We start from the raw sequence: 21614 nt of genomic DNA, 5'->3' as shown, positions 1-21614 counted from the left end.
AGTAAAGCCCAATCAGTGGCGTCGTTCGCCTAGCACCTCTCCATTGGCCGCTATGGCGAACGCTTGCCGCCAGTATTCCACCAAGTCTCCTTTTGGTTTTGGAGTCATACCGGTCAGATAGGCCACGGCAGGATGATGGCCACCCATGGTTCCGAGCAGGTCGTCTGCACACACATTGAAATCATCGCAGAATTCCGCAAAGCCTTGATTCGCCGCGGCCACCTGGTCAAGGCAATCCGTGATCCCTCCAGCGTCATTCCCCGTAGCGGTACTTGCGAAGTTCAGGGCTAGCCCGCGCATTTCGCATTCGAACAGCTGGGCTACACGACACAGCATCCTTGTCGTATTGAGAAACTCCAGGCTCGCAACCTCCACATGCTCAGTGGGGCAGCTGTCTACCAATTGGCGGACCTGGGCGTAATCTTTCTGGGCGATGGCCTTGATTGTGAGACTGATCCTTTCTCGCACCTTCACACCTTATCCTCCGCAACAATTGAGGCGGAAATGATCGCTCCGCCCCAACGTCGATGGCCGATGCAGATTGGCACGGGGTTTCCACTCGCCACAGTATTCTTGGCGCCGCCGAACGCGTAACTAGGAAGGTTCTCCGGCGCCCCGCTCTGTGAGAGGCCACCAGCCTGCGGGCTAAGCATCTGAATTACGCCTCCAGCGGTATTTGCAATGCCGGCTCCCATAACTGCCGTTGCGGCTGCCCCCGCAGTCATGAACGAAGCTACGACGATCAACGCTACGCCTATCACTGTCTGAAGAAGACCTGCGCGCTTGCTCCCATGGACCACAGGCACGAACCGCAGCTCTCGAGCGCCTCCCATGCCAAGTTCCTCCTCCCCGATGTTTTTGCCATTTTTGAAAACCGCGAAACGTAGCCCTCTGCTTTCAGCATCGGCAACATCCTGAGCAAAGCCTGGATAGTTCACATCGATCGCTTTGACCGCCTCCCTAGGGTCGCCCCTGTCCAGCAGGAAGCTCTGTACCTTGAAGTATTTTTTACGAAGGAAGCCGCCGAGGCGTACCTTCGTCCGTGGGGTGTAATGTGCTGCTGTAGCTGCCATGGATTTACTCCTTGATGCGCCGTTGGCGCTTTGTGTGGGCTGGTGCCCGATGGTGTGATTGATCGGGCCGGTCACCCAATCAGGTTGCAAAGAATTGCATCTGACTCGGCCATGTCGTCGCGTTGGCTGGCGATCAAATAGCGGAATACGGCCAGGGCCTCGGCCTTGTCGCGGGGCCGGATCTGCGCCAGCAGGCCGAACACGAACCACTCCCGCGCCGTCGCCTCGGCCGGTCCGTCGCTGGCGTCTCGGTCCACGGCGTTGCGCAGCCGGTAAAGCTGGTCCCAGTAGCCCAGCTCGTATAAGCAGTCCGCCAGGGTGTGCGGTAGCAATTCGGGGCGGGCGTTGAACCGGTCGGCTACTTCCGCCTTGTCGAAGTCGAGCAGGGGGCCGCTTCGCTCCAAGCCTCTCAGCACCTCGATACAGAACGATTCCGCCTCGGTGTCGGCCAGCAGGGCATCACCAAAGCGAGCGGTGCCCTCCAGCCTCAGTCGATGCTGCTCGATGGCCCGAGTGGCCAGCGCATCCAGGTCAGCGAAGCCGAACGACGACATAGCAGCGAACAGATGGCCGGGGTTGGTGGCCACCAGGTGATCCCGGTACCGCTTTTCCAGCACATCGAGCGGTGTCCTGATCTTCTTGGCGCCTTCCAAGGCGCGGTCGATCAACACGGCCTGGCCGGTGCTGATGATCGAGCGCAACCAGAGCACCGCATCCACCTCCTTGTCGCCGGTGACCACTTCCTGCGGCGGCAGCTCGGGCACGCTCGGCAGGGTCTCGGTGCTGGCGCTGATCGGCGGCAGGGTGAACAGGACGCGGTGCTGCTCGTTGTCGCGGAACGCCCCGGATCGTGAAACCAGGGTCTTCACCGTTCCCAGCGGCAGGCCGGTGATCTCGGCCACCTCACGGAGCGAGTGACGGCGGCGCAGGTCCAGCACCAAACGACGCTGATCGTCTGAAACCCGCTTTTTCGCCTTCACGGATGAATCAGGCTGTTTCGCTTCTAGTTTGGTCATGGCTTACACCACGCTCAGCTTGGGTGGCAGCTTCGGCCGGAATGGCGCCCCAGGTGCGAAGGGGTCAGGCAACACACCACCCGGGCAATCCCTGATGAAGTCCGCCATGGCCGTGTGGCAAGCGTTGAACAGCGGCGCGTCATTCCACTCCTGCCCTCGGCGCTCTGCGCTGTCCTCCAGCGCATGGGTGAACACCAGGGATTCCAAGCTGGTGGAGCCATCCCGCCTGGCTTGTTCGCGCTCCACGTTGTTCACGCTCAGCAGGTCGCACATTCGGTCGAACCCCAGGGCGCTGGCCAGGCCGTCACGGTCGAACAACAGCGATTGACCGAAGCCCGAAAGCGCCACCAGCGCCTGGGCGCGCTCAACCGATCGGTGCGTCTGCGCCTGGTCCTCCAGATCGGAAATGGCCTGTCGGGTGAACGGCAAGAACGCTTTCAGCTTGCCCGCCTGACGGCGCATGGCACGTCGCTCGGCGTGGATCGAATCGAGGTTGCTGCTGATGTTGCGGCAGATGCGCCGGGTGGTGATGAGTTGCGTGCTGGCGCTGATACCCGGTTTTGAGGCGATATCGCACAGGCGCATGGTCGGTGTGAGCGTCATGGGTGGGCCTCCATAAGCGTGTTGTCGTAGGTAGCGCGCAGCTCGGTACCGACCAGGCAATGACGGCCGGCAGGCGCATAGCAGCCCCGGCAGGTCATCACATGGCTGATGTACTGGTCGCGGGCTTGGCGCCATTCAGGCGTGGCATTGGCGGCGTTGGCGTAGGGACCGGATGGCAATTGCACAGGCTCGACCAGTACCAGGCGCGGACGATCCGGGGCGCGTTTCGCCATGGATGGTTTGCCAGCGCCAGTCACGTTTGGCGGCATGTGATTGAGCAGGTCGGCAAGGAGGCTCATGGCGTCACCTCACCCGGATTTCCATAACGCCCAAATGTGTCTGTGAAAAAAAATCGGGGGAACGGGGGAACGCGGGGAAGACCCAGAGTTTCCGGGGCCTCCAGCGGGGGTACGTGTTCCCCGCCCGAAAAACTGGGGAACAGTGATAACCAGGCAGCAGGGAATGCACAGGCGCTTATATTCAAAAACATGCTTGTGTTCCCCCTGTTCCCCAACACTTCAATAAGGGGGAACGGCTACAAGCCGCGTATTTACTGGCTGTTCCCCCGTTCCCCCTGTTCCCCACGTTTTTAGATTCCTGTGGATTGGGGCATTGGCGCTTGGTGGTGATGGTGGTCATAGGCCACCGCCTTCACTGTCCATGGCTTCGGGGTCGATCACATACAGGCGGGCAGATCCCCCAGCAGGCAGGCGGTACTTCTTCGTCTTGCGGCTATCCCGGTCGGTATCGTGCTTGGCAAGAGCGCCAGCGCCTTCCAGCGCCTTTACGACACGCGCCAAACCATGCCCATGGGCGGCCTCGGTTAGTGCGGACTTGTTGAACAGGTACAGTCGCTTGGCGCCGACCACCTCCCAGTACCCAGCGCGGTTGAACACCTTGGTATCCGGCGTCTGGTCTTCCACGTCCGAAAACCGGCTGCTGCCGTGCTTGTCGATGAAATCGAGGATGCCGGCCAGGATCTGGCGGTCCTCGGCGTTGCCACCGCCCACGCGGCTCAGCCATTCGCCGTACAGCAACTGGCAGTCGGCCAGAGCGGTGCCCGGCGCCCAAGGCAGTAGGCCGTAGGCAATGGCCATCTCGCCCGCCAGCGCGATCACTGCGAAGCGATCGGCCACCCGCCCGGCTTGGGCGTTGTCCTCGGCGAACTGGGCACGGATACCGGCGAAGTCCTCGAGCAGGCCGGGGCGATCGTCGCTGGTCAACAGCTTCTCCACGAATGCCGGCCCGATGTGCCCGTGGTTCGCTCCCACGGCCACTGTGAGCTGGCGGTGGAAGTCGGCGCCCTCCAGGCCGTGCAACTCATCGAAGGCGCGGTGGGTGCGGGTACCGGCGTTCACGTCGACCATGCGCAGCTCTGCGCCAGCGTGGGCGGCGTTACCGCTGATGGCCGCGTGCTCGGACAGGGAGCGCTCTCCGCTGGAAAGCGCCAGCAGGCGCCAGCTCAGTTTCCCGCGGGCCTCCCGGTCGCGGGTCATGGTGCCTTTGCCCTGGCCGTTGGCCAGCGAGTAGGCCATTTCCTGTACGCGCTTGGGGTCGGCCCGCTTGATCTCGTCCAGGGGTAGCATGGTGTCGTTGCGGCTCGATGCCTCGATCTCCAAGCCGCCCTTGGTCATGTCCCACGATGCGGCGAAGATGCCCGGATCGCCCCACACAGACGAACCGATCAGTTGCGCCAGCGACTTGCCGCTGGAGCTGTCGCCCACCAGGTGAACACCGCCACCCAGCACGCCCACCAAACTCAGCAGCGATCCAGCGAGGGCGCAGCCGATGGCCAGGGTGAGCACCGGGTTGCCCTCGGACTTGGCCGCTACCTCGGCCTTCCAGCCGTCCAGGTTTCCCCGCACGCTGAACAGGTTCTGCCCTTTGGCGCTGGCCTGATAGCGCACCTTGTCGCTGCCGATGGTGCGCCCAGGCAGCACAAAGGCGCCCGACTCATGCCAGCCAGGGCGGCAGGTGGTGGCAAACACCTCTGCAGGGCGCTGGTCCAGCAGGTACTCCATGAACTGGCCGCGCTTCTTCAAGGCGATGATGACGCCCATGCCGAACAGCGTCCGCCTGGCGTCCTCGCCGCTCCCGCCGAACACCTCCATGGGAATGATCCATTCCTTGGGGCCGCTGTCGGTGAGCAGGCGCAGAAACCGGCCTTCGCTGCCGTCATCGCTGTTGGTGGTGCGAGCGGCGACGGTCACGGGCGTGGCGATCCACTCGTCAGTGATCGGGCGGTCGGCCTTGTCGTCGTCGCTCTCATCATCGCCGGCGCTGCGCTTGAAGCCGTGCCAGTACACGCCGGGCTTGAGCCTGCGGCCCTTCTCATTGGTTACCCAGTGCTCGTACACGCCCCAGCACGGGCGATCAGGCTCGACCTTGGGCGCTTCGGGGCGCAGGTTGATGACGTTGGTATCAGGCGGGCGCATGGCGGCACCTCCAGGCGGCGAGGTCGTTGAAGTCGGAAAGGGTCAGCGGTGCGTCGGCTGGCCACTCAGGGAAGGTCACCAGGCCGCCACATGCGGCTGCGGCGTCATGAGCGGCTGTGCGCCCCGGGTTGCCCTTGCCTGCGGCCTCAGTTTCGCGGTCGTCGTCGCCGGCGATGATGATTTCGGTGCCGGGGTGGTCGGCCCGTAGCGCCAGCGCCACCGGTTTCAAGTTCCCGGCATTCATCGCGCAGGCGACCGTGTAGCCGCTTTCGTGAAGCGTTGCGCCCGTCGCCCAGCCTTCGCAGATACACAGCGGCCTGCCCGGCGTAATGCGCCCCAGTGGCGAATAGGCGCCTTTGATCCGGCCGCCATACAGAAAGCGCTTGGCGCCGTCCGGGGCGATCCGTTGCAGGTTCACCAGCACACCACCGGCATACAGTGGGATCAGCAGGTCTTCACCACGCTGGCGCAAGCCGTGGGCACGAATGCCCTTGGCGACCAGGTAGGGGTGGGCCGGGTCAGCACGGCGAGCGTCACGCCACCAGCGTTGTGCCAGGGACGCCGCTTTGAGCTGGCGCCGCTGCCGTTCGGCATCCCGCTGGCGCCGGGCCTGCTCGATGCGCTGGCGCACCTGCTCGGCTTCGCGGGCGTCCACCGGCTCACGGCTACACCAGGTGCTGGTGCCGCCCGTCTTCCAGCTCCCGAACGCGCCCGAGGCAATGCCATCGGTAAACAGGCAGTACCAACCGTTGAGCGTGCCGGGCTTGTCGCCGGCGACGTGGAAGCGGTGGATATCGCCATCGTCTAGGGGCAGCCAGTCGAGCGGCCCATAGGCCAACTGGAGCACATCACGGAACAAGATCACAGGATCAGTCATGTGGCCCCCTGTGGTGGTGTGAAACGCTTGGCCAGCCGCTCGAGTTGATCGGTCAGACGCTCCAGCTCGGGACGGTGACGGCCTGCGTCACCCTCGGCAATGCGCAGTTCCAGGAAGCCCACTAGCGTTTCCACCAGCAGCGCATAGCTGGCGCTGTGGATGTGGGCGCCAGCAGTCGGCGGGCCACCGGTACCCTTGCGGCGAATCGGCATGACCTTACCCATGGCTCACCCCCTCGGCGCCAGCGAAGGCCCGGCAGACCTGGCCGTTGTTCACCGCGTGCCAGTTCAGCTCGTCCAGTGAGTCGACGAGACAAGCCGTCACCACGGCCTCAGCACTACGCAAAACTACGCGCCCGCATTCGGCGTCGGCCTGGCTCAGGAACGGCCCCAACAAGGCCCGATCGGCCTTCGGATGGCTCACGTAAAACAGCTCGGTGGCTTTCTTTGGGCAAGCCGATCCCGTCAGCGCTTGCGCACTGTTTTGATTTTGCATGGGTTACTCCCCGTCGAAGTCGATAGGCGCGAAGCGCTCGGTGCCGCTGCGCATTGCTCGCAGGCCTAGGGCGGCGGCCTTGGCCACGGCGTCTGCAAAGCCCAGCTCTAGATTGGTGGTACGACCGCCCATGTCGGTGATGGCGAACCTGATGGCCTCATACGCCGCGGTTTCATCATTGGCCGACAGTTCGGCAATCTCACTATCGAAAAAGGCGATGCCCTTTCCCCAGTCAGCCGCCACGCCAGGGTTATTGCGTGGCCAGTTGACCATCCGCCCACAATCGTCGCGGCTAGTGAAAGTGAGATCGTCCCGGCAAGTAATGGGCGCTTTGTTTACGGCACTCATAGCTCACCCCCTTGCTCAGCAATCACGCCGTCCAGCATTTCAGCCCAGGCCATAGCTGTGTGCTGCGCGATCACGGCGGTGACGCGGGCGACGATGAGGGGCGTGGTCGGTGCGGCGATCACCGCCAGGGCCATGCTCAGAAGCACCAGCACGCTTTGTACGTCGCGCAGATCGTCTTGGGTGTCGTCAGGCATACGGATGATGGACGTCATACGATCACCTCGTCATCCATGCCTGCGCGCTCGCCTACAACGCCATACGAGGCTCCCAGGTGGCGATGAGCCCAGCAGAAATTACGGCTGAAAATTCGGACCTGCTCTAGATGCCGTGCAATGTCGCACATCGGCCCTTCCGTATGGCTCGAACACATGGGGTAGAGCAGTTCGTAAAGCTTGTTGAATTCATCCCTGGCAAAGTTCATCGAGCACATGGCGCGGGCGTCGAGTACCGCGTCAGACAGTACCTCGCCTTCAAGGGTCGCAACGCTTGGGAAGTTGTTCATTGGACACCGCCTTGCACTTCTAGGGCGCGGGCATTCGCCATAGCGGCGTTGTAGCGCTTGAGGCGCGTGGCAAGGCTGGAGTCAGCGCGAAGTGCGGCCAGAGCCATGCGCCGGTGGGCATATGCGCGAAGGCTGAAGTTCTTCATCACTGGGCACCACCCTTCAGCCAGAAGCTGCGGTAGACCTCATAGCTCGCATCATTGAGGCCAGGGACGAAGCGAGTCGCCAAGGTCTTCGCCACCTCCCCTTCCAGGTTGGCGGTGATGCGGGAAAGCTCAGATGGAGTGGAGTAGCGCAGAAGTGTCTTCAACAGTTTCGAGCAGTATGCGTTCTGGTGCTCGCGGGATATTTCGGACGGATTGAGGGCGTGCATGGGTCGAGCTCCTTGGGTATTGGAGCTGCCACGAACCGTCGCCAAACGATTATGGGTGGCAGCTGTACGCAGGTTGGCGAACCGGTACCCAAGGAAACCGGCAGACACGAAGGTCTCCCACGCACAGCCGCCATAACACGAGGCTGCGGGCATAAAAAAAGCGCCTGCAATCGTAATGGGGGCGCTGTTGCGCCTTAGGTAGTTCGAGTCGCCAAACCCGACCACGGGATTTACCGTGGATTTGGGCGAACCATACCGAGCATCACGATTGCCTGCAACCAAAAATATCGACCGCTCATCGCGGTTCTTGAGCGCCAAGCCGATCATGCCGCCACCCGCTGGCGCTGGTTCAGGGGCGAGCACAGCATTTCCAAAACCTCGCTGCCGCGGCCGTGCTCACTGGCAGGGAGGGTGTACCTGGTCACGGTGCAAGGCTCGCCCCAATGGTTAGGTACGCGCTCAAGCTGGCGCTGAAATTTCAAGCCGTAGCCATTGGCCAGGCTGCTGATGGTGGAGTGCAAGCAGTGGTCGCCCAAGCGCTCGGCCTCGAAGCGTTGCAAGCTGCCGTCATTCAGCATGTAGGCCAGTACCCGGGCGATCTTGCTCGGCGCCTTGCTGGTGGTAACATTGCCTTGCGACGGGCTGGCCTGCTTACTTTGGGGCTGGCTTTTTTCATTTAAGCCACCTCGCGCAATGCGATGCGCTGGCGCACCCAGGCCTGGATCTCAGCCAGAACGAACCCCACAGGCGAGCCACGCGATTTGCTGTTGCTCAGCGATACGGGCCTGGGGAAAGTCGGGTCATCCTTGAGGCGCTTGTATACGGTGGCACGGGCCAGACCGGTGATGGCCTCGACCTCGGGAAAGCGGATGATAGTTATCGAGGCGTCAAACTGCTGGATAGACGCAGTGGAAAGCGGCGCATGAGCCGATGTGTTTTGCATGTCCTGTGTCCCGTGATAGTTGTAGATAACGGGATATAGGTTCGCAATCGATCGGCTCGCTGAGTACGACGAAACGCAGTTGTTTCAAGCGCCGTTCTGTCCCCTGAACGTCAGACTCTTGTCTGCCTTTAGTGTCGTCAGAACATACTCGAAATCGAGGCCTCTTTTGTCGGCAATGCGTTTGGCCGCCTCCTCTCGATAGGCGTCCATTTCGCTTTTTGCCAAGCGCTCGATGGTGCGCATCTCCAGTGGGCGACTCACGAAAGACAGGCCCATCAGATGGAATACTGTTTTTTTGTGAAACGACTGAAATACCCTTTGGTTGACTCGGAGCAGGTCAATCGCGAACAGCCGTGCGGGCAGGTCGATATCGTTTCTGCGGGTTGGTGTTGGGATTCCCTCATCATGCTCATAAAGGTCACGAAGGGCTGCTTTTGTTCGAATGCTGTAGCCCAGGCTACGTCGCAGATCATCTGGCAGCCATTCCGCGCTGAGGATCTCTTCGACCTCAAGAACTAGATCTTTCAAACGGCGGATAGCACTGGGACCCTCTATTACAGCTCGGTGCCCGATCCCGCTGACGTATCGATACGATGCTTCCGCAACCATGGACATGTAATTGAGATAATGACAGGGAATGCGGGCAATCCTCTGCGCAATGAGCCCCTGATGAGATGACTTGCCTACTCGAAAGCCAGCTACCCAGCGCTCCAGCTCTATCTGAATTCTCGGCTCCCAGTGATCATCATCTACTTTCCGGTAGGACAGCGATTTGATTGCCATGGCAAATGCGGGCTCAGACTCGAACCACTGTATCGTTCGTGAGCACTGGGCGGTTACAACGCTGGTGTATGTTTCGTCTAGCAATTGCGCGCACACAGAGGCCGTCTCAGTGAGATCACAGTCCAGCGCGGCTGGTACCTTGTCCAGCTCGAAAACTATTGCATCGGCCGCTTGCTTCACGAATACATCAGCCACCTTCGATAATTCGTAAAAGCTATCCGACGTAGGGATCTCAGCCATATGCCCTCCAGTAAATCTGTGCAGGGCAACCGGCTAGCGGCATCACGCGCCCCATAAAAGCTAAGCTAGGAAACAACCTTGCGCGCTCTAGCACTGGTTATCCAAACAGTAATAGCATTGAGTCTATATCTGTCTAAGTGGACAATGGAAGGCCCGCATCAGGCCCTCTTGATCGGCACCACATTGGCGTTCTGCTCAGTACGATGCGCGTAGTCGTATGGGGTGACGTGCTTCTCGCGATTCGCCTCGAGGTAGTCCGCCCACCACTGAACCATCAGCCGGCGCTCCTCGATGTACTCGGCCTTGTGGATGTACGCCGCCCGCACGCTGTTACGTTCCTGGTGGCTCATCTGCCGCTCTACCGCGTCCTTGCTCCAGAGCCCCGACTCGACGAGGGCTGAACAAGCCATAGCCCTGAAACCGTGCCCGCAAACCTCGGTTTTGGTGTCGTAGCCCATGCGCCGAAGTGCCTTGTTCACGGTGTTCTCGCTCATGGGCTTCCAATGGTTGCTGTCGCCGGCAAACACCAGGTCGAAGCGCCCGGTGAGCTGACGCACCTGCTCAAGCGTGGCCAGGGCCTGGCGACTCAGTGGCACCAGGTGGGGCGTGCTCATCTTGGAGCCGCGGTGCGAGTTCTTCACGCCCTCGATCTGTTGGCGCTCGCCGGGGATTTCCCACATGGAGCGGCCGGCGTCTATCTCTGGCCAGCGAGCAAACCGCAGCTCACTGGACCGGATGAATACCAGCAGCGTGAGCTGGGTGGCCAGCCGGGTCAGGGGCCTACCCGTGTCGCTCTCGATCCTTTGCATCAGCTCAGGCAGGCGGTCCAGCGCCAGCGCAGGCCGGTGGACTGTCTTGCGCGTGGCAGTGGCACCCTGTAGGTCCACCGCTGGGTTGGTTTCGATGTGCCCGTGCTGGACAGCCATACGCATGATCCCAGTCATGTACTGCCGTAGCCGGCCGGCAGTATCCAGGACTTCCCGCTTCTCCACAGCCTTGAGCGGTGCCAGCAGATCGCGGGTCTTTAGGCCGGCCACCGGGCGCTGGCCCAAGGCAGGGAGCAGGTAAGTTTCGATCCGCCGCCACACCGTCGCCGCATGACCTGGTGACCATTTCTTGGAACAGGCCTCATGCCAATCCTTGGCCAGTACGCCGAAGGTATTAGCCCTCGCATTCGCCGCTTCGACCTTCCCCTGCCTGGCGCTCTCGATCGGATCTTTACCATGCGCCAGCAACCCCAGCGCTTCGGCCCGGCGCTCACGGGCGGCTTTGAGCGTCAATGCGGGGTAGTTGCCGAAGGTGGCCAGCCCCTCCCTGCCATCCGGCCGCTTGAACTTCATGCGCCAGATCTTGCTGCCGTTCTTCTTGACCAGCAGAAACAGGCCCTGGCCGTCGAACAGGGTGTAGTCCTTGTCCCGCGGCTTAGCGGCTTCGCATTTGGGGTCTGAGAGGGGCGTAACGGTACGTGCCATAGGTATACGTTTTCTCGTCGAACCGGCGTATACCCTAACGTATACCTAAAATCGGTATATGCCTAGAGACAGAGCGAGACAGGTAGAAACAAGAAAGCCCGAACTTGGCGGGCTTTTCAGGGGGTTCCGTGTACAAGGAGAGACGTATCGGAACAGCTGGATGGTGCCGGAGACAGGAATCGAACCTGCGACCTTCGCGTTACGAGTGCGCTGCTCTACCGACTGAGCTACACCGGCGTGTAGCGCAACGTACCACTGCCGCAGCCGTTACGCAAACCCCTGTTTCCCCTGGCTAATTACCCTGCCTTCAAGCCCCCTTGCAGCCGTTCGGCGCCAAGTCTTCCTCGATGTTGGTGGCGCAGCTCCACCCCGTGGCCGAGCGGGTCAACGTCAAGGTCTTGCCCAGGACAACGGCCGGTGCGTCCGCCAGGGTACATTCGAGAGTGGCGCTGCCAGTGGCAGCAGTGCCGCGTGCGGTGATGGCGCAGTGGGAGGTGGCGGCCTGGCCGCCCAGGGCGGCGACGTCGACCACGTCCTTGCCTTCGTTCAGGCGCAGGTCCATGGCAGTCTTCAGTGCGGAGATTTCCAGCAAGCCGGCGGACGCCTTGGCGCGGGCCTGGTGGTTGGTATACATCGGGATGGCGATGGTCGCCAGAATGCCGATGATCGCCACGACGATCATCAGTTCGATCAGGGTGATACCGCGTTGCCCTTTCATGAACGTTTTTCCTTTTTGATTCGCTTACACATTGAGGTCAGGCTCGACCCCAGCTGGCAGCGGCGCAGTAGGCCTGATCAGACACCTTTTGTCACCCCTGCCCGCTTGGGCGTCGTCGTCGCTGAACTACTCTAGTGAGCATCAGGGAAGTGCGCCCCTCCAAGGACTCGGCAAGCTGTTTCCAGGCTTGTCGCCCGGGCAGAAAAGGACCTTTGCATGAAGCATTCGACGCAGCACTACGCCTGGCATGGCACCGATGCCAGTGGCGCAACCGTCAGTGGCCAGATGAGCGGGCGCAGCCCGGCGTATGTGCGCGCCGGTCTGCAGCGCCAGGGCATTCGCGTGGCGGGCTTGCGGCCGGTCGGTGGGCTGACCTGGCGCTGGCCGAAGGCGCGGGAGAAACGCGCCCCGGCAGGCTTCAGTCGGCAGTTGGCGACCTTGCTCAAGGCGGGTGTGCCATTGCTGCAGGCATTCGAGGTCATGGGCCGCAGCGGTTGCGATGGCGGGCAAGCGGCGTTGCTGCACTGCCTGCAAAAGGATGTAGGCGCGGGGCTGGGGCTGGCGGATGCACTGCAGCGTCATCCGGGGTGGTTCGACGGCTTGTACTGCAACCTGGTGCGGGTGGGTGAGCAGTCCGGCACGCTGGACCGGCAGCTGGAACAGCTGGCGGGCATGCTGGAGCAGCGTCAGGCGCTGTACAGGAAGGTGCGCAAGGCGATGCTCTATCCCTTGCTGCTGTTGCTCACGGGCGTGGGGGTATCGGCGATCTTGTTGCTGGAAGTGATTCCGCGTTTCCAGAGCTTGTTCGCCGGCTTCGATACGGCGCTGCCAGCGTTTACCCAATGGGTCATCGACTTGTCCACAGGGCTGGGGCGCTGGGCGCCGCTGTTGGTGGTCACTGCCGTGGCGCTGTGCCTGGGCGTGCGCACGCTGTACCGCCAGCATGCGCCCGCGCGGCTGTGGATATCTCGACAGGTGCTTCGTCTGCCGGTGTTCGGCAGGTTGCTCGGGCACGCCGCGCTGGCACGTTTCGCGCGCAGCCTGGCGACGGCGTACGGCGCTGGCGTGCCGCTGCTGGATGCGCTCGGTACCGTGGCCGGAGCCTGTGGGGGCGACCTGCAGCAACAGGCCGTGCTGCGGCTGCGCCAGGACATGGCCAATGGGCAGGCGCTGCACCAGGCGATGACGGCCGAGCCGATGTTTCCACCCTTGCTGATACAGCTCACGGCCATCGGCGAGTCCAGCGGCACGCTGGACCAGATGCTGGACAAAGCCGCCAGCCATTACGAGGAACAGGTCAGCCAGGCGCTGGACCAGTTGACCAGCCTGCTCGAGCCGGCCATCGTGGCGATCCTGGGCGTGCTGGTGGGCGGCCTGGTGGTGGCGATGTACTTGCCGATCTTCCAGTTGGGTAGTTTGATTTGAACATGACCTTATCGACTTTCCTGGCTGAGCAGCCAACCTGTTTCCTCACCCTGGCAACCTTGCTCGGCCTGCTGGTGGGCAGCTTCATCAACGTGCTGGTATATCGCCTGCCGATCATGCTGGAACGTCAGTGGCAGCGTGAGGCCCAGGAGGTGCTGGGGCTGGCTCCCAATGAACACGAGCGCTTCGACCTGTGCTTGCCCGCTTCCCACTGCCCGCACTGTGGGCACCGCATTCGCGCGTGGGAAAACATCCCGGTGTTGAGTTACCTGCTGCTGCGCGGTCGTTGCGCGGCGTGCAAAGGCGCAATCAGCCCGCGTTATCCGCTGGTGGAAGCCGCCTGCGCAGTGTTGTCGCTGGTAGTGGCCTGGCATTTCGGTGCCACGCTCGAGGCCTTGCTGGCGCTGCCCTTGACCTGGTGCCTGCTGGCCCTGAGCCTGATCGATGCCGATCACGGCCTGTTGCCAGATGTGCTGGTGCTGCCGACGCTGTGGCTGGGGCTGATGGTCAATGCCTTCGGCGTCTTCGTGCCGCTGACTGACGCCCTGTGGGGCGCGGTGGCTGGCTACCTCTGCCTGTGGACGGTCTTCTGGCTGTTCAAGCTGGTCACCGGCAAGGAAGGCATGGGCTATGGCGACTTCAAGCTGCTGGCGCTGATCGGTGCCTGGGCGGGCTGGCAGATACTGCCCTTGACCCTGCTGCTGTCGTCGCTGCTGGGCGCGGTGATTGGACTGTGCCTGCTGCGTTGGCGCCGCCGCCCGGTGAGCCTGGCGATACCCTTTGGGCCCTATCTGGCCATTGCGGGGTGGATTGCCGTGCTCTGGGGTGATGAAATATACGCTTCCTACCTTCAATTGCTTGGATTCTGATGACCACTGCGGCCTTCACCCCCTGGATTCTCGGCCTTACCGGCGGCATTGGCAGCGGCAAGAGTGCTGCCGCTGAACGCTTCGTCGAGCTGGGCGTGCACCTGGTCGATGCCGACCAGGCTGCGCGCTGGGTCGTCGAACCTGGCCGTCCGGCCCTGGCCAGCATCGTCGAACGCTTCGGCCCCGGCGTGCTGCTGGAAGATGGCCAGCTTGACCGTGCGGCCCTGCGCCAACTGATCTTCGCCGACCCGGCCCAGCGCAAATGGCTGGAACAGCTGCTGCATCCGTTGATCGGCCAGGAGATCTTCAGCTACCTGGCCAAGGCCGAATCGCCTTACGCGGTGTATGTGTCGCCGCTGCTGATCGAGTCTGGCCAGCATTCGAAGACCCAGCGCGTGCTGGTGATCGATGCGCCGCAGGCGCTGCAGGTGTCGCGCACCTTGCAGCGCGACAACACCAGTGCCGAGCAGGTGCAGGCGATTCTCAAGGCCCAGCTGGCCCGCGAGGAACGCCTGCGCCATGCCGATGATGTGGTGGTCAACGACAGCGACCTGGCCGCGTTGCATGGGCAGATCGACCGGTTGCACCACTTTTACCTGACTTTACGAGGAGGCCAGCCATGAGCAAGCCATTGACCGTCGATTGCCCGACCTGTGGCGCACCTGTGGAGTGGAACGAGAAGAACGCGTTCCGGCCGTTCTGTTCCGATCGTTGCAAGTTGATCGATCTGGGGGCCTGGGCGGCCGAGGAGCACAAGATTCCGGGGGCGGAAGAGTCCGAGGATGAGCTGTATTCGGGGGATCTGGAGCCTAGGCATTGAGTTGAGTGGCTCAGGGGCCTGCTTTGCAGGCCTTCGCCGGCAAGCCGGCTCCCACAGGTACCTCACACAGATCACCGCTCATCATCCTTCCACGGCGCCTGCAGATAGCGCGTGCGATTGAACGTTTCCAGCCATTCCGGGCAAAACACCACCAGCGCACTGATCACCATGCCGTTGATGAACGCCTCCGGGAACATCATCAACCACAGGTAGCCCACGAAGTCGCTGAGCCACTCCGGCATGGCGAAGCGCCCGTCCAACCACAACAAGCCCAGTGCCGCCAGCAGGCAGACCAGCACCGTCAGTGCAGCCGGAAAGAACCCCGAACAGAAGATGTAGACGAACAGGTTACGCGGCTGCACGCGCTCGACCAGGATCGCGCACACCTCGGTGATCAGCACCGGCAGGCCCACCAGCAACAAACCGTTGACGCCCAGCGCCGCCAGGTCTTGTCGCCCGAGCGCCAGCAACCCGAGCTGGGCGAAGAAGCCCCCCAGGATCGCCAGCGGCCAATCCAGCAGCAAGGTCACCGCCGTCATGCCAATGAAGTGGTACGACACGCCGGTATCGAAGTCGCGCCGCACCAGCCAAAGGGCGAACAGGCAGAACACCGTGCCGAACAGCAGATGCTGCCGACGCCTGTCGGCGAACAGTTCCACCCAACGGGTGCGGCTGGCTGCCCACAGCAACAACGGCACGTAACCGAGCCAGCCAACACTGAGGCTGGTGTCGGACAACACCTGCGCACTGATCACCTGGCGTATACCCCTTGTGCTGCTGTGGATAAGCCTGAGTCTACACCCATTGGAAAACAGCATCTTATCGTCATGGTTTAGCGACTAAGCTTGTGGCATGGATGACTCAGACTACCTGCGCCTGCTCACCATCCAGGCCGAACAAGCCAATGCCTTCCTCTCCAATGCACGCAAGTGGGAGCGGGAACGTTGGGTATGCCAGCGCCTGCTGCAGGGGCTGAACATCCCCTATCGCAGCGAGGACTTCACCCCGGCCGGCCAGGAACCGCCGGATGTGCTGTTCCGCGACGCGGCGTTCGAGGTGTTTTTCGTACTGGATGAAGGCCGTCGCCTCAATGACGAATGGCGCGAGGAACTGCAGCGTCGGCGCAGTGCCTTCTCCCTGGCCCAGCTGGTGCGCCGCGAAGCGCGGCCCCGGCGCATCGCCGCCAGCGAACTGCTGGCGCGCCTGGCGCCGACCTTGCGCAAGAAGGCGCACAACTACCGCGAACGCGGGCTCGACCTGAACGAGCTGGACATCATTGCCTTTGCCAGCCTCAAGCGTGAAGTGCTCGACCTCAACACCCACTTTCCGCCGCCCACCGAATACCTGCGCCAGGGCTGGCGCTCGCTGTCGCTGGTGGGGCCGACCTTCGCCCGGGTGCTGTTCGCCCACCCTGACGCGCCAGACTTCCTGCGTGGCAACCTGGGGCGCAGCATCGTGTTCGACGTGGGCATCAGTCTTTGATCCAGTGCCGAGAGTCTTTGCGATGGCGTACACTCGGCGCCAGGGATAGAAAGCATTATCATTCTTTTCAAGTGCTTGCATGAACGCTGTAGCGTGCATGCAGTCTCAAACGTCTACCTGACGAGGCCCTGCCATGACCAGCCGACTGAATCCCGAAGATCAGCGTCGTGTCGATGAGTACCTGCGAGCCCCCCAGCACCAAGTCGAGCGCAGGCCTTTCCGGCCGTGGTTGCTCCTTGTGCTGGTGCTGGCGGTGACCATCGGGTTGGGCCTTATCAGCCGCCTGCTGAGTGGACTGGTGCTATGAGCTGCCTTGCGCTCGCCCTCCCCTCGTGCAGTTTGCGGCCGGCCGGCATGGCCACGAATTCCGTAAACCTTATGAGATATCCCCATGACTCATCGCATCGTGATTGTCGGCGGCGGCGCCGGCGGCCTGGAACTGGCGACCCGCCTGGGTAAAAGCCTGGGCAAGCGCAAGCAGGCCGAGATCACCCTGGTCGACGCCAACCTCACGCACATCTGGAAGCCGCTGCTGCACGAAGTGGCCGCCGGCTCGCTCAACTCCTCGGAAGATGAACTGAACTACGTGGCCCAGGCCAAGTGGAATCACTTCAATTTCCAGCTGGGGCGCATGAGAGGCCTGGACCGTGAAGGCAAGCAGATCCAGCTGGCCGCTACCCTCGACGAAGAGGGCCGCGAGCTGCTGCCTGCGCGCACCCTGGCCTACGACACCCTGGTCATCGCGGTGGGCAGCAACACCAACGACTTCGGCACCCTGGGCGCGGCACAGCACTGCCTGTTCCTGGATACCCGCAAGCAGGCCGAGCGCTTCCACCAGCAGCTGCTCAACCACTACCTGCGCGCCCACGCCGGCGATGTGGCCAGCGAGAAGATCAGCGTGGCCATCGTCGGCGCCGGCGCCACCGGTGTGGAACTGGCGGCCGAACTGCACCACGCCGCCCACGAACTGGCAGCCTACGGCCTGGATCGCATCCAGCCCAAGGACATGCACATCACCCTGATCGAGGCCGGGCCGCGGGTACTGCCTGCCCTGCCCGAGCGCATCAGCGTGCCGGTGCACAAGACCCTGGAAAAACTCGGGGTGAAGGTGATGACCAATGCCGCAGTCAGCGAAGTGACCGAGGACGGCCTGAAGACCAAGGATGGTGAAGTGATCCAGGCCAGCCTGAAAGTCTGGGCGGCAGGTATCCGTGCGCCGGGCTTCCTCAAGGACATCGATGGCCTGGAAACCAACCGCATCAACCAGCTGGTCGTGCGCCCTACCCTGCAGACCACCCGCGACGACGATATCTTCGCCTTCGGGGACTGCGCCGCCTGTCCGCAACCGGGTAGCGACCGCAACGTGCCACCACGGGCCCAGGCGGCGCACCAGCAGGCTTCGATGCTGGCGCAGAGCCTGAAGGCGCGGTTGGAGAACAAGGCGCTGCCGACTTATGAGTACAAGGACTACGGTTCGCTGGTGTCACTGTCGCGCTTCTCGGCGGTAGGCAACCTGATGGGTAACCTGATGGGCAGCGTGAAGCTGGAGGGCTGGCTGGCGCGGATGTTCTATGTGTCGCTGTACCGGATGCACCAGATGGCGCTTTATGGGTTCTTCCGTACAGCGCTGATGATGCTGGGGAGCAAGATTGGCCGAGGCACCGAGCCGCGGTTGAAGCTGCACTGATTTTGTAAGTGGCTTGGCTTGAGGTCAGGGTGTCTGCACTGGCCTCATCGCCGGCAAGCCGGCGATAGGGCCAGAAGATCTGCACCGAAAGGTGCTTTTTTCTGCCCGGCATAAATTCGAGGCAAAAGAAAAAGGGCATCTCTTTCGAGACACCCTCTTTACATGGTGGGTCGTGTAGGATTCGAACCTACGACCAATTGGTTAAAAGCCAACTGCTCTACCAACTGAGCTAACGACCCGGAAAATGGTCGGGGTGAGGGGATTCGAACTCCTGACATCCTGCTCCCAAAGCAGGCGCGCTACCGGACTGCGCTACACCCCGAGATTGGCTCCGCGACCTGGACTCGAACCAGGGACCCAATGATTAACAGTCATTTGCTCTACCGACTGAGCTATCGCGGAACTGAACTTCGGTACAACTCCGAAGACTGTGTTCGCTTCGGACTCTTTGGCTTCTCCGCTTTCGCGTTGTCGCTGCTGAGGCCGGCTATTCTACATTCTTCGTTTTGCTTGTCAACCCCTTTTTTTCATTCAACTTACTGATTTGTAAGTTGTTTTGCGGTCACCGTTGTTGCTGGTGATTCGCTTAGTGGCTGACAACGCGGCGTATATTAGGGGCACTCGAATTTTGATGCAAGCAAAAATTTCAAAATTTTCAGCAAGTTATCAAAAAAGCTTGGGAGGGCCTGATTTTGCGGGGTTTGCGCGGGCCCTATCGCCGGCAAGCCGGCTCCCACACCGGTCCCTGCCCGCTTGCCGGCGATGGGGCCAGCGCGGTTTCAGGCAAAAAAAGCCCCGCAGTGCGGGGCTTCTTTTATTGCAGCGATCAGGCAAAGACGATTTCGTCGCCTTCCACCGTGGCAGTGATCGCCGAACCTGGCAGGAACTTGCCGCCCAGGATCAGTTGCGCCAGCGGGTTCTCGATCCAGCGCTGGATCGCCCGCTTCAGCGGCCGGGCGCCATACACCGGGTCGTAACCGACCGCGATCAGCTTGTCCAACGCCTCCGGGCTCAGGCTCAGCGACAGTTCGCGTTCCAGCAGGCGGCTGCGCAGACGGCCCAGCTGGATCTCGGTGATACCGGCGATCTGCTCGCGGCCCAGTGGCTCGAACACTACCACTTCGTCGATCCGGTTGATGAACTCCGGACGGAAGTGCGAACCCACTGCATCCATCACCGCCGCACGTTGTGCCTCGCGATCACCCACCAGCTCCTGGATCTGCGCCGAGCCCAGGTTGGAGGTCATCACGATCACGGTGTTGCGAAAGTCCACGGTGCGTCCGTGGCTGTCGGTCAGGCGGCCGTCTTCCAGCACCTGCAACAGCACGTTGAACACATCCGGGTGGGCCTTCTCCACCTCGTCCAGCAGCACCACCGAGTAAGGCTTGCGCCGTACCGCTTCGGTCAGGTAACCGCCCTCTTCATAACCTACATACCCTGGTGGAGCGCCGATCAGGCGAGCAACGGAGTGTTTCTCCATGAACTCGGACATGTCGATGCGCACCATGGCCTCTTCGGTGTCGAACAGGAACTCGGCCAGCGCCTTGCACAGCTCGGTCTTGCCCACACCGGTCGGGCCGAGGAACAGGAACGAACCACTCGGCCGGTTCGGGTCCGACAGGCCGGCACGCGAACGGCGCACGGCGTTGGCCACGGCAGTCACCGCTTCGCCCTGGCCGATCACCCGCTGGTGCAGCAGCTCTTCCATCTTCAGCAGCTTCTCGCGCTCGCCTTCGAGCATCTTGGCTACCGGAATGCCGGTCCACTTGGACACCACTTCGGCAATTTCCTCCTCGGTGACCTTGTTGCGCAGCAGCTGGTTCTCGGTCTTGCCGTGCTGGTCGACCATCTGCAGGCTGCGCTCCAGGTCCGGGATCACCCCGTACTGCAGCTCGGCCATGCGGTTGAGGTCGCCTTTGCGTCGGGCTGCTTCCAGCTCCTGGCGGGCCTGCTCGATCTTTTGCTGGATCTGCGCCGAACCCTGCACTTCTGCTTTTTCCGAGGCCCAGATTTCTTCCAGGTCGGAATATTCACGTTCCAGCCGCTCGATTTCCTCGGTCAGCTTCTCCAGGCGCTTCTTCGCCGCTTCGTCTTCTTCCTTCTTCAGCGCCTGGGACTCGACCTTCAGCTGGATCAGTCGACGGTCGAGACGGTCGAGCACTTCCGGCTTGGAGTCGATCTCCATGCGAATGCGGCTGGCCGCTTCGTCGATCAGGTCGATGGCCTTGTCCGGCAGCTGGCGGTCGGTGATGTAGCGGTGGCTGAGCTTGGCCGCGGCGATGATCGCGCCGTCGGTGATGGCCACCTTGTGATGCACTTCATAGCGCTCTTTCAGGCCGCGCAGGATGGCGATGGTGTCTTCCTCGCTCGGTTCTTCCACCAATACCTTCTGGAAGCGCCGCTCCAGCGCCGCGTCCTTCTCGATGAACTGGCGGTATTCGTTGAGCGTGGTGGCACCAACGCAGTGCAGTTCGCCACGGGCCAGGGCCGGCTTGAGCATGTTGCCAGCATCCATGGCGCCTTCGCCTTTGCCAGCGCCAACCATGGTGTGCAGCTCGTCGATGAACAGGATGATCTGGCCTTCCTGCTTGGACAGCTCGTTGAGCAGGCCTTTGAGGCGCTCTTCGAACTCGCCGCGGTACTTGGCACCGGCGATCAGCGCACCCATATCCAGCGCCAGCAGGCGCTTGCCTTTGAGGCCGTCGGGCACTTCGCCGTTGATGATGCGCTGGGCCAGGCCCTCGGCGATGGCAGTCTTGCCCACGCCAGGCTCACCGATCAGCACCGGGTTGTTCTTGGTACGGCGTTGCAGCACCTGCACGGTGCGGCGGATTTCGTCGTCACGGCCAATCACCGGGTCCAGCTTGCCTTCTTCGGCACGCTTGGTCAGGTCGACGGTGTACTTGTCCAGCGCCTGACGCGATTCTTCGGCATTGGCGTCGTTCACTGCCGCGCCGCCACGCAAGTTGTTGATGGCGTTTTCCAGGGCCTTCTTGCTCACGCCCTGGCTCAGCAGCAGTTTGCCAAGCTTGCTGTTTTCGTCCATGGCAGCGAGCAGCACCAGCTCGCTGGAAATGAACTGGTCGCCCTTCTGCTGGGCCAGGCGGTCGGCCTGGTTGAGCAGGCGCGCCAGGTCCTGCGACATGTTCACGTCGCCGGTGGGGTTCTGGATTTTCGGCAGTTGATCGAGTTCCTTGACCAACGCCTGGCGCAGGCTGTTGATGTCGAAACCGACCTGCATCAGCAGCGGCTTGATGGAGCCGCCCTGTTGCTCGATCAGCGCCTGCAGCAGGTGCACGGGCTCGATGGCAGGGTGGTCCATGCCAACGGCGAGGGATTGGGCATCGGATATTGCAAGTTGCAGCTTGCTGGTCAAACGGTCTATTCGCATGGGGATACCTTCCTGTAAGGGCAGGTCGGAGCGATGGACAGCGCCTTTGATGAAGAAACCTG

27 protein-coding genes and 4 tRNA genes are annotated in these 21614 nt (G+C 62.1%); 7 read left to right on the top strand and 24 right to left on the bottom strand.

From position 1 onward, the window contains the following. Positions 1–12: 12 nt before the first annotated feature. The 19 genes from PPL01S_RS21175 to PPL01S_RS21085 form a co-directional block, all read right to left on the bottom strand. Positions 13–474: a hypothetical protein gene (locus PPL01S_RS21175; RefSeq protein ID WP_028626105.1), complete on the bottom strand. Its 462-nt coding sequence runs from the start codon at positions 472–474 to the stop codon at positions 13–15. Then, entirely contained in the window at positions 471–1073 is a 603-nt protein-coding gene (locus tag PPL01S_RS21170; RefSeq protein ID WP_028626106.1) for a tail assembly protein, read from the bottom strand. Before PPL01S_RS21170 ends, PPL01S_RS21175 begins: the two co-directional genes overlap by 4 nt. Positions 1074–1144: 71 nt before the next feature. Next, positions 1145–2089, bottom strand: a complete 945-nt coding sequence (locus PPL01S_RS21165) for a hypothetical protein (RefSeq protein WP_042156630.1) — start codon at positions 2087–2089, stop codon at positions 1145–1147. Positions 2090–2092: 3 nt separating this feature from the next. After that, positions 2093–2692, bottom strand: a complete 600-nt coding sequence (locus PPL01S_RS21160; protein ID WP_028626108.1) for a hypothetical protein — start codon at positions 2690–2692, stop codon at positions 2093–2095. After that, entirely contained in the window at positions 2689–2991 is a 303-nt protein-coding gene (locus PPL01S_RS21155; protein WP_028626109.1) for a hypothetical protein, read from the bottom strand. The genes PPL01S_RS21160 and PPL01S_RS21155 overlap by 4 nt, the downstream gene beginning before the upstream one ends. 336 nt (positions 2992–3327) lie before the next feature. Further along, positions 3328–5127, bottom strand: coding sequence for a DUF927 domain-containing protein (locus tag PPL01S_RS21150; protein ID WP_028626110.1), 1800 nt, complete (start codon positions 5125–5127; stop codon positions 3328–3330). Then, the gene (locus PPL01S_RS21145; protein WP_028626111.1) at positions 5114–6004 is read right to left on the bottom strand and encodes a toprim domain-containing protein; all 891 of its coding nucleotides are present in this window, start codon (positions 6002–6004) and stop codon (positions 5114–5116) included. The genes PPL01S_RS21150 and PPL01S_RS21145 overlap by 14 nt, the downstream gene beginning before the upstream one ends. Next, entirely contained in the window at positions 6001–6228 is a 228-nt protein-coding gene (locus PPL01S_RS21140) for a hypothetical protein (RefSeq protein ID WP_028626112.1), read from the bottom strand. The genes PPL01S_RS21145 and PPL01S_RS21140 overlap by 4 nt, the downstream gene beginning before the upstream one ends. Beyond that, positions 6221–6499, bottom strand: coding sequence for a hypothetical protein (locus PPL01S_RS21135; RefSeq protein ID WP_028626113.1), 279 nt, complete (start codon positions 6497–6499; stop codon positions 6221–6223). The genes PPL01S_RS21140 and PPL01S_RS21135 overlap by 8 nt, the downstream gene beginning before the upstream one ends. Positions 6500–6502: 3 nt before the next feature. Next, complete coding sequence (locus PPL01S_RS21130; protein WP_143503512.1) at positions 6503–6847, bottom strand: hypothetical protein; 345 nt, start codon at positions 6845–6847, stop codon at positions 6503–6505. Then, positions 6844–7059: a hypothetical protein gene (locus PPL01S_RS21125; RefSeq protein ID WP_028626115.1), complete on the bottom strand. Its 216-nt coding sequence runs from the start codon at positions 7057–7059 to the stop codon at positions 6844–6846. The genes PPL01S_RS21130 and PPL01S_RS21125 overlap by 4 nt, the downstream gene beginning before the upstream one ends. Next, positions 7056–7349, bottom strand: coding sequence for a hypothetical protein (locus PPL01S_RS21120; RefSeq protein WP_028626116.1), 294 nt, complete (start codon positions 7347–7349; stop codon positions 7056–7058). The genes PPL01S_RS21125 and PPL01S_RS21120 overlap by 4 nt, the downstream gene beginning before the upstream one ends. A 145-nt stretch (positions 7350–7494) precedes the next feature. After that, a complete protein-coding gene (locus tag PPL01S_RS25515) occupies positions 7495–8049 on the bottom strand; it encodes a hypothetical protein (protein ID WP_174435909.1) in 555 nt (184 codons plus the stop codon). After that, positions 8046–8300, bottom strand: coding sequence for a hypothetical protein (locus PPL01S_RS21110; RefSeq protein WP_248694087.1), 255 nt, complete (start codon positions 8298–8300; stop codon positions 8046–8048). Before PPL01S_RS21110 ends, PPL01S_RS25515 begins: the two co-directional genes overlap by 4 nt. A gap of 98 nt (positions 8301–8398) precedes the next feature. Then, positions 8399–8665, bottom strand: coding sequence for a helix-turn-helix transcriptional regulator (locus PPL01S_RS21105; protein ID WP_028626119.1), 267 nt, complete (start codon positions 8663–8665; stop codon positions 8399–8401). A gap of 84 nt (positions 8666–8749) precedes the next feature. Beyond that, complete coding sequence (locus tag PPL01S_RS21100; RefSeq protein WP_028626120.1) at positions 8750–9688, bottom strand: hypothetical protein; 939 nt, start codon at positions 9686–9688, stop codon at positions 8750–8752. Positions 9689–9846: 158 nt separating this feature from the next. After that, positions 9847–11160 (bottom strand): tyrosine-type recombinase/integrase, encoded by a 1314-nt coding sequence (locus PPL01S_RS21095; protein ID WP_028626121.1) that lies wholly within the window; start codon positions 11158–11160, stop codon positions 9847–9849. A 161-nt stretch (positions 11161–11321) separates the two neighbouring features. Continuing rightward, positions 11322–11397: transfer RNA gene (locus PPL01S_RS21090), tRNA-Thr, on the bottom strand. A 70-nt stretch (positions 11398–11467) separates the two neighbouring features. Beyond that, positions 11468–11878: a pilin gene (locus PPL01S_RS21085; RefSeq protein WP_016392894.1), complete on the bottom strand. Its 411-nt coding sequence runs from the start codon at positions 11876–11878 to the stop codon at positions 11468–11470. Positions 11879–12094: 216 nt separating this feature from the next. Here PPL01S_RS21085 and PPL01S_RS21080 point away from each other — a divergent pair, with 216 nt between their 5' ends. From PPL01S_RS21080 to yacG, 4 genes are read left to right on the top strand one after another with little or no spacing between them, the layout of a single operon-like run. Beyond that, positions 12095–13303, top strand: a complete 1209-nt coding sequence (locus tag PPL01S_RS21080; protein WP_028626122.1) for a type II secretion system F family protein — start codon at positions 12095–12097, stop codon at positions 13301–13303. A gap of 2 nt (positions 13304–13305) precedes the next feature. Continuing rightward, entirely contained in the window at positions 13306–14172 is an 867-nt protein-coding gene (locus tag PPL01S_RS21075; protein ID WP_016392896.1) for a prepilin peptidase, read from the top strand. Further along, positions 14172–14795, top strand: a complete 624-nt coding sequence (gene coaE, locus PPL01S_RS21070; RefSeq protein WP_016392897.1) for a dephospho-CoA kinase — start codon at positions 14172–14174, stop codon at positions 14793–14795. The genes PPL01S_RS21075 and coaE overlap by 1 nt, the downstream gene beginning before the upstream one ends. Continuing rightward, positions 14792–14992 (top strand): DNA gyrase inhibitor YacG, encoded by a 201-nt coding sequence (yacG, locus tag PPL01S_RS21065; RefSeq protein WP_008091956.1) that lies wholly within the window; start codon positions 14792–14794, stop codon positions 14990–14992. Before coaE ends, yacG begins: the two co-directional genes overlap by 4 nt. A 71-nt stretch (positions 14993–15063) precedes the next feature. On the opposite strand, the gene PPL01S_RS21060 is transcribed toward yacG, so the two are convergent. Then, entirely contained in the window at positions 15064–15810 is a 747-nt protein-coding gene (locus PPL01S_RS21060) for an energy-coupling factor ABC transporter permease (protein ID WP_042156621.1), read from the bottom strand. A gap of 34 nt (positions 15811–15844) precedes the next feature. Between PPL01S_RS21060 and PPL01S_RS21055 the strand changes: the two genes are divergently transcribed. The 3 genes from PPL01S_RS21055 to PPL01S_RS21045 all read left to right on the top strand — a co-directional run bounded on the left by PPL01S_RS21055 (position 15845) and on the right by PPL01S_RS21045 (position 18161). Beyond that, a complete protein-coding gene (locus PPL01S_RS21055) occupies positions 15845–16474 on the top strand; it encodes a DUF1780 domain-containing protein (RefSeq protein ID WP_008091953.1) in 630 nt (209 codons plus the stop codon). Positions 16475–16607: 133 nt separating this feature from the next. Further along, positions 16608–16781: a DUF3094 domain-containing protein gene (locus tag PPL01S_RS21050; protein ID WP_008091951.1), complete on the top strand. Its 174-nt coding sequence runs from the start codon at positions 16608–16610 to the stop codon at positions 16779–16781. Positions 16782–16865: 84 nt separating this feature from the next. Continuing rightward, positions 16866–18161, top strand: a complete 1296-nt coding sequence (locus PPL01S_RS21045) for an NAD(P)/FAD-dependent oxidoreductase (RefSeq protein ID WP_028626123.1) — start codon at positions 16866–16868, stop codon at positions 18159–18161. Between the two features lie 163 nt (positions 18162–18324). Here PPL01S_RS21045 and PPL01S_RS21040 read toward each other — a convergent pair. From PPL01S_RS21040 to clpB, 4 genes are all read right to left on the bottom strand, one after another. Beyond that, positions 18325–18400 (bottom strand) — tRNA-Lys (locus tag PPL01S_RS21040). Between the two features lie 6 nt (positions 18401–18406). After that, positions 18407–18483 (bottom strand) — tRNA-Pro (locus tag PPL01S_RS21035). Between the two features lie 4 nt (positions 18484–18487). Next, a tRNA-Asn gene (locus PPL01S_RS21030) sits at positions 18488–18563 on the bottom strand. Positions 18564–18987: 424 nt separating this feature from the next. After that, positions 18988–21552 (bottom strand): ATP-dependent chaperone ClpB, encoded by a 2565-nt coding sequence (gene clpB, locus PPL01S_RS21025; RefSeq protein WP_016392900.1) that lies wholly within the window; start codon positions 21550–21552, stop codon positions 18988–18990. Between the last annotated feature and the right edge of the window lie 62 nt (positions 21553–21614).

This window comes from Pseudomonas plecoglossicida NBRC 103162 = DSM 15088, from assembly GCF_000730665.1.
Classification (GTDB): Bacteria; Pseudomonadota; Gammaproteobacteria; order Pseudomonadales; family Pseudomonadaceae; genus Aquipseudomonas; species Aquipseudomonas plecoglossicida.
Note: the sequence above shows the minus strand (reverse complement) of the source record. Positions and strands in the feature narration are given on the sequence as shown.

Excerpts from the sequence above, each read along its gene's own strand:
- PPL01S_RS21055 (WP_008091953.1), top strand. The coding sequence starts at position 15,845 with ATGGATGACTCAGACTACCTGCGCCTGCTCACCATCCAGGCCGAACAA.
- PPL01S_RS21140 (WP_028626112.1), bottom strand. The coding sequence starts at position 6,228 with ATGGGTAAGGTCATGCCGATTCGCCGCAAGGGTACCGGTGGCCCGCCG.
- PPL01S_RS21150 (WP_028626110.1), bottom strand. The coding sequence starts at position 5,127 with ATGCGCCCGCCTGATACCAACGTCATCAACCTGCGCCCCGAAGCGCCC.
- PPL01S_RS21145 (WP_028626111.1), bottom strand. The coding sequence starts at position 6,004 with ATGACTGATCCTGTGATCTTGTTCCGTGATGTGCTCCAGTTGGCCTAT.
- PPL01S_RS21130 (WP_143503512.1), bottom strand. The coding sequence starts at position 6,847 with ATGAGTGCCGTAAACAAAGCGCCCATTACTTGCCGGGACGATCTCACT.
- PPL01S_RS21135 (WP_028626113.1), bottom strand. The coding sequence starts at position 6,499 with ATGCAAAATCAAAACAGTGCGCAAGCGCTGACGGGATCGGCTTGCCCA.
- PPL01S_RS25515 (WP_174435909.1), bottom strand. The coding sequence starts at position 8,049 with ATGATCGGCTTGGCGCTCAAGAACCGCGATGAGCGGTCGATATTTTTG.
- PPL01S_RS21050 (WP_008091951.1), top strand. The coding sequence starts at position 16,608 with ATGACCAGCCGACTGAATCCCGAAGATCAGCGTCGTGTCGATGAGTAC.
- PPL01S_RS21045 (WP_028626123.1), top strand. The coding sequence starts at position 16,866 with ATGACTCATCGCATCGTGATTGTCGGCGGCGGCGCCGGCGGCCTGGAA.
- PPL01S_RS21105 (WP_028626119.1), bottom strand. The coding sequence starts at position 8,665 with ATGCAAAACACATCGGCTCATGCGCCGCTTTCCACTGCGTCTATCCAG.
- PPL01S_RS21125 (WP_028626115.1), bottom strand. The coding sequence starts at position 7,059 with ATGACGTCCATCATCCGTATGCCTGACGACACCCAAGACGATCTGCGC.
- PPL01S_RS21075 (WP_016392896.1), top strand. The coding sequence starts at position 13,306 with ATGACCTTATCGACTTTCCTGGCTGAGCAGCCAACCTGTTTCCTCACC.
- PPL01S_RS21170 (WP_028626106.1), bottom strand. The coding sequence starts at position 1,073 with ATGGCAGCTACAGCAGCACATTACACCCCACGGACGAAGGTACGCCTC.
- PPL01S_RS21085 (WP_016392894.1), bottom strand. The coding sequence starts at position 11,878 with ATGAAAGGGCAACGCGGTATCACCCTGATCGAACTGATGATCGTCGTG.
- PPL01S_RS21110 (WP_248694087.1), bottom strand. The coding sequence starts at position 8,300 with ATGCTGAATGACGGCAGCTTGCAACGCTTCGAGGCCGAGCGCTTGGGC.
- PPL01S_RS21155 (WP_028626109.1), bottom strand. The coding sequence starts at position 2,991 with ATGAGCCTCCTTGCCGACCTGCTCAATCACATGCCGCCAAACGTGACT.
- PPL01S_RS21160 (WP_028626108.1), bottom strand. The coding sequence starts at position 2,692 with ATGACGCTCACACCGACCATGCGCCTGTGCGATATCGCCTCAAAACCG.
- PPL01S_RS21095 (WP_028626121.1), bottom strand. The coding sequence starts at position 11,160 with ATGGCACGTACCGTTACGCCCCTCTCAGACCCCAAATGCGAAGCCGCT.
- clpB (WP_016392900.1), bottom strand. The coding sequence starts at position 21,552 with ATGCGAATAGACCGTTTGACCAGCAAGCTGCAACTTGCAATATCCGAT.
- PPL01S_RS21060 (WP_042156621.1), bottom strand. The coding sequence starts at position 15,810 with ATGCTGTTTTCCAATGGGTGTAGACTCAGGCTTATCCACAGCAGCACA.
- yacG (WP_008091956.1), top strand. The coding sequence starts at position 14,792 with ATGAGCAAGCCATTGACCGTCGATTGCCCGACCTGTGGCGCACCTGTG.
- PPL01S_RS21165 (WP_042156630.1), bottom strand. The coding sequence starts at position 2,089 with ATGACCAAACTAGAAGCGAAACAGCCTGATTCATCCGTGAAGGCGAAA.
- PPL01S_RS21100 (WP_028626120.1), bottom strand. The coding sequence starts at position 9,688 with ATGGCTGAGATCCCTACGTCGGATAGCTTTTACGAATTATCGAAGGTG.
- coaE (WP_016392897.1), top strand. The coding sequence starts at position 14,172 with ATGACCACTGCGGCCTTCACCCCCTGGATTCTCGGCCTTACCGGCGGC.
- PPL01S_RS21120 (WP_028626116.1), bottom strand. The coding sequence starts at position 7,349 with ATGAACAACTTCCCAAGCGTTGCGACCCTTGAAGGCGAGGTACTGTCT.
- PPL01S_RS21080 (WP_028626122.1), top strand. The coding sequence starts at position 12,095 with ATGAAGCATTCGACGCAGCACTACGCCTGGCATGGCACCGATGCCAGT.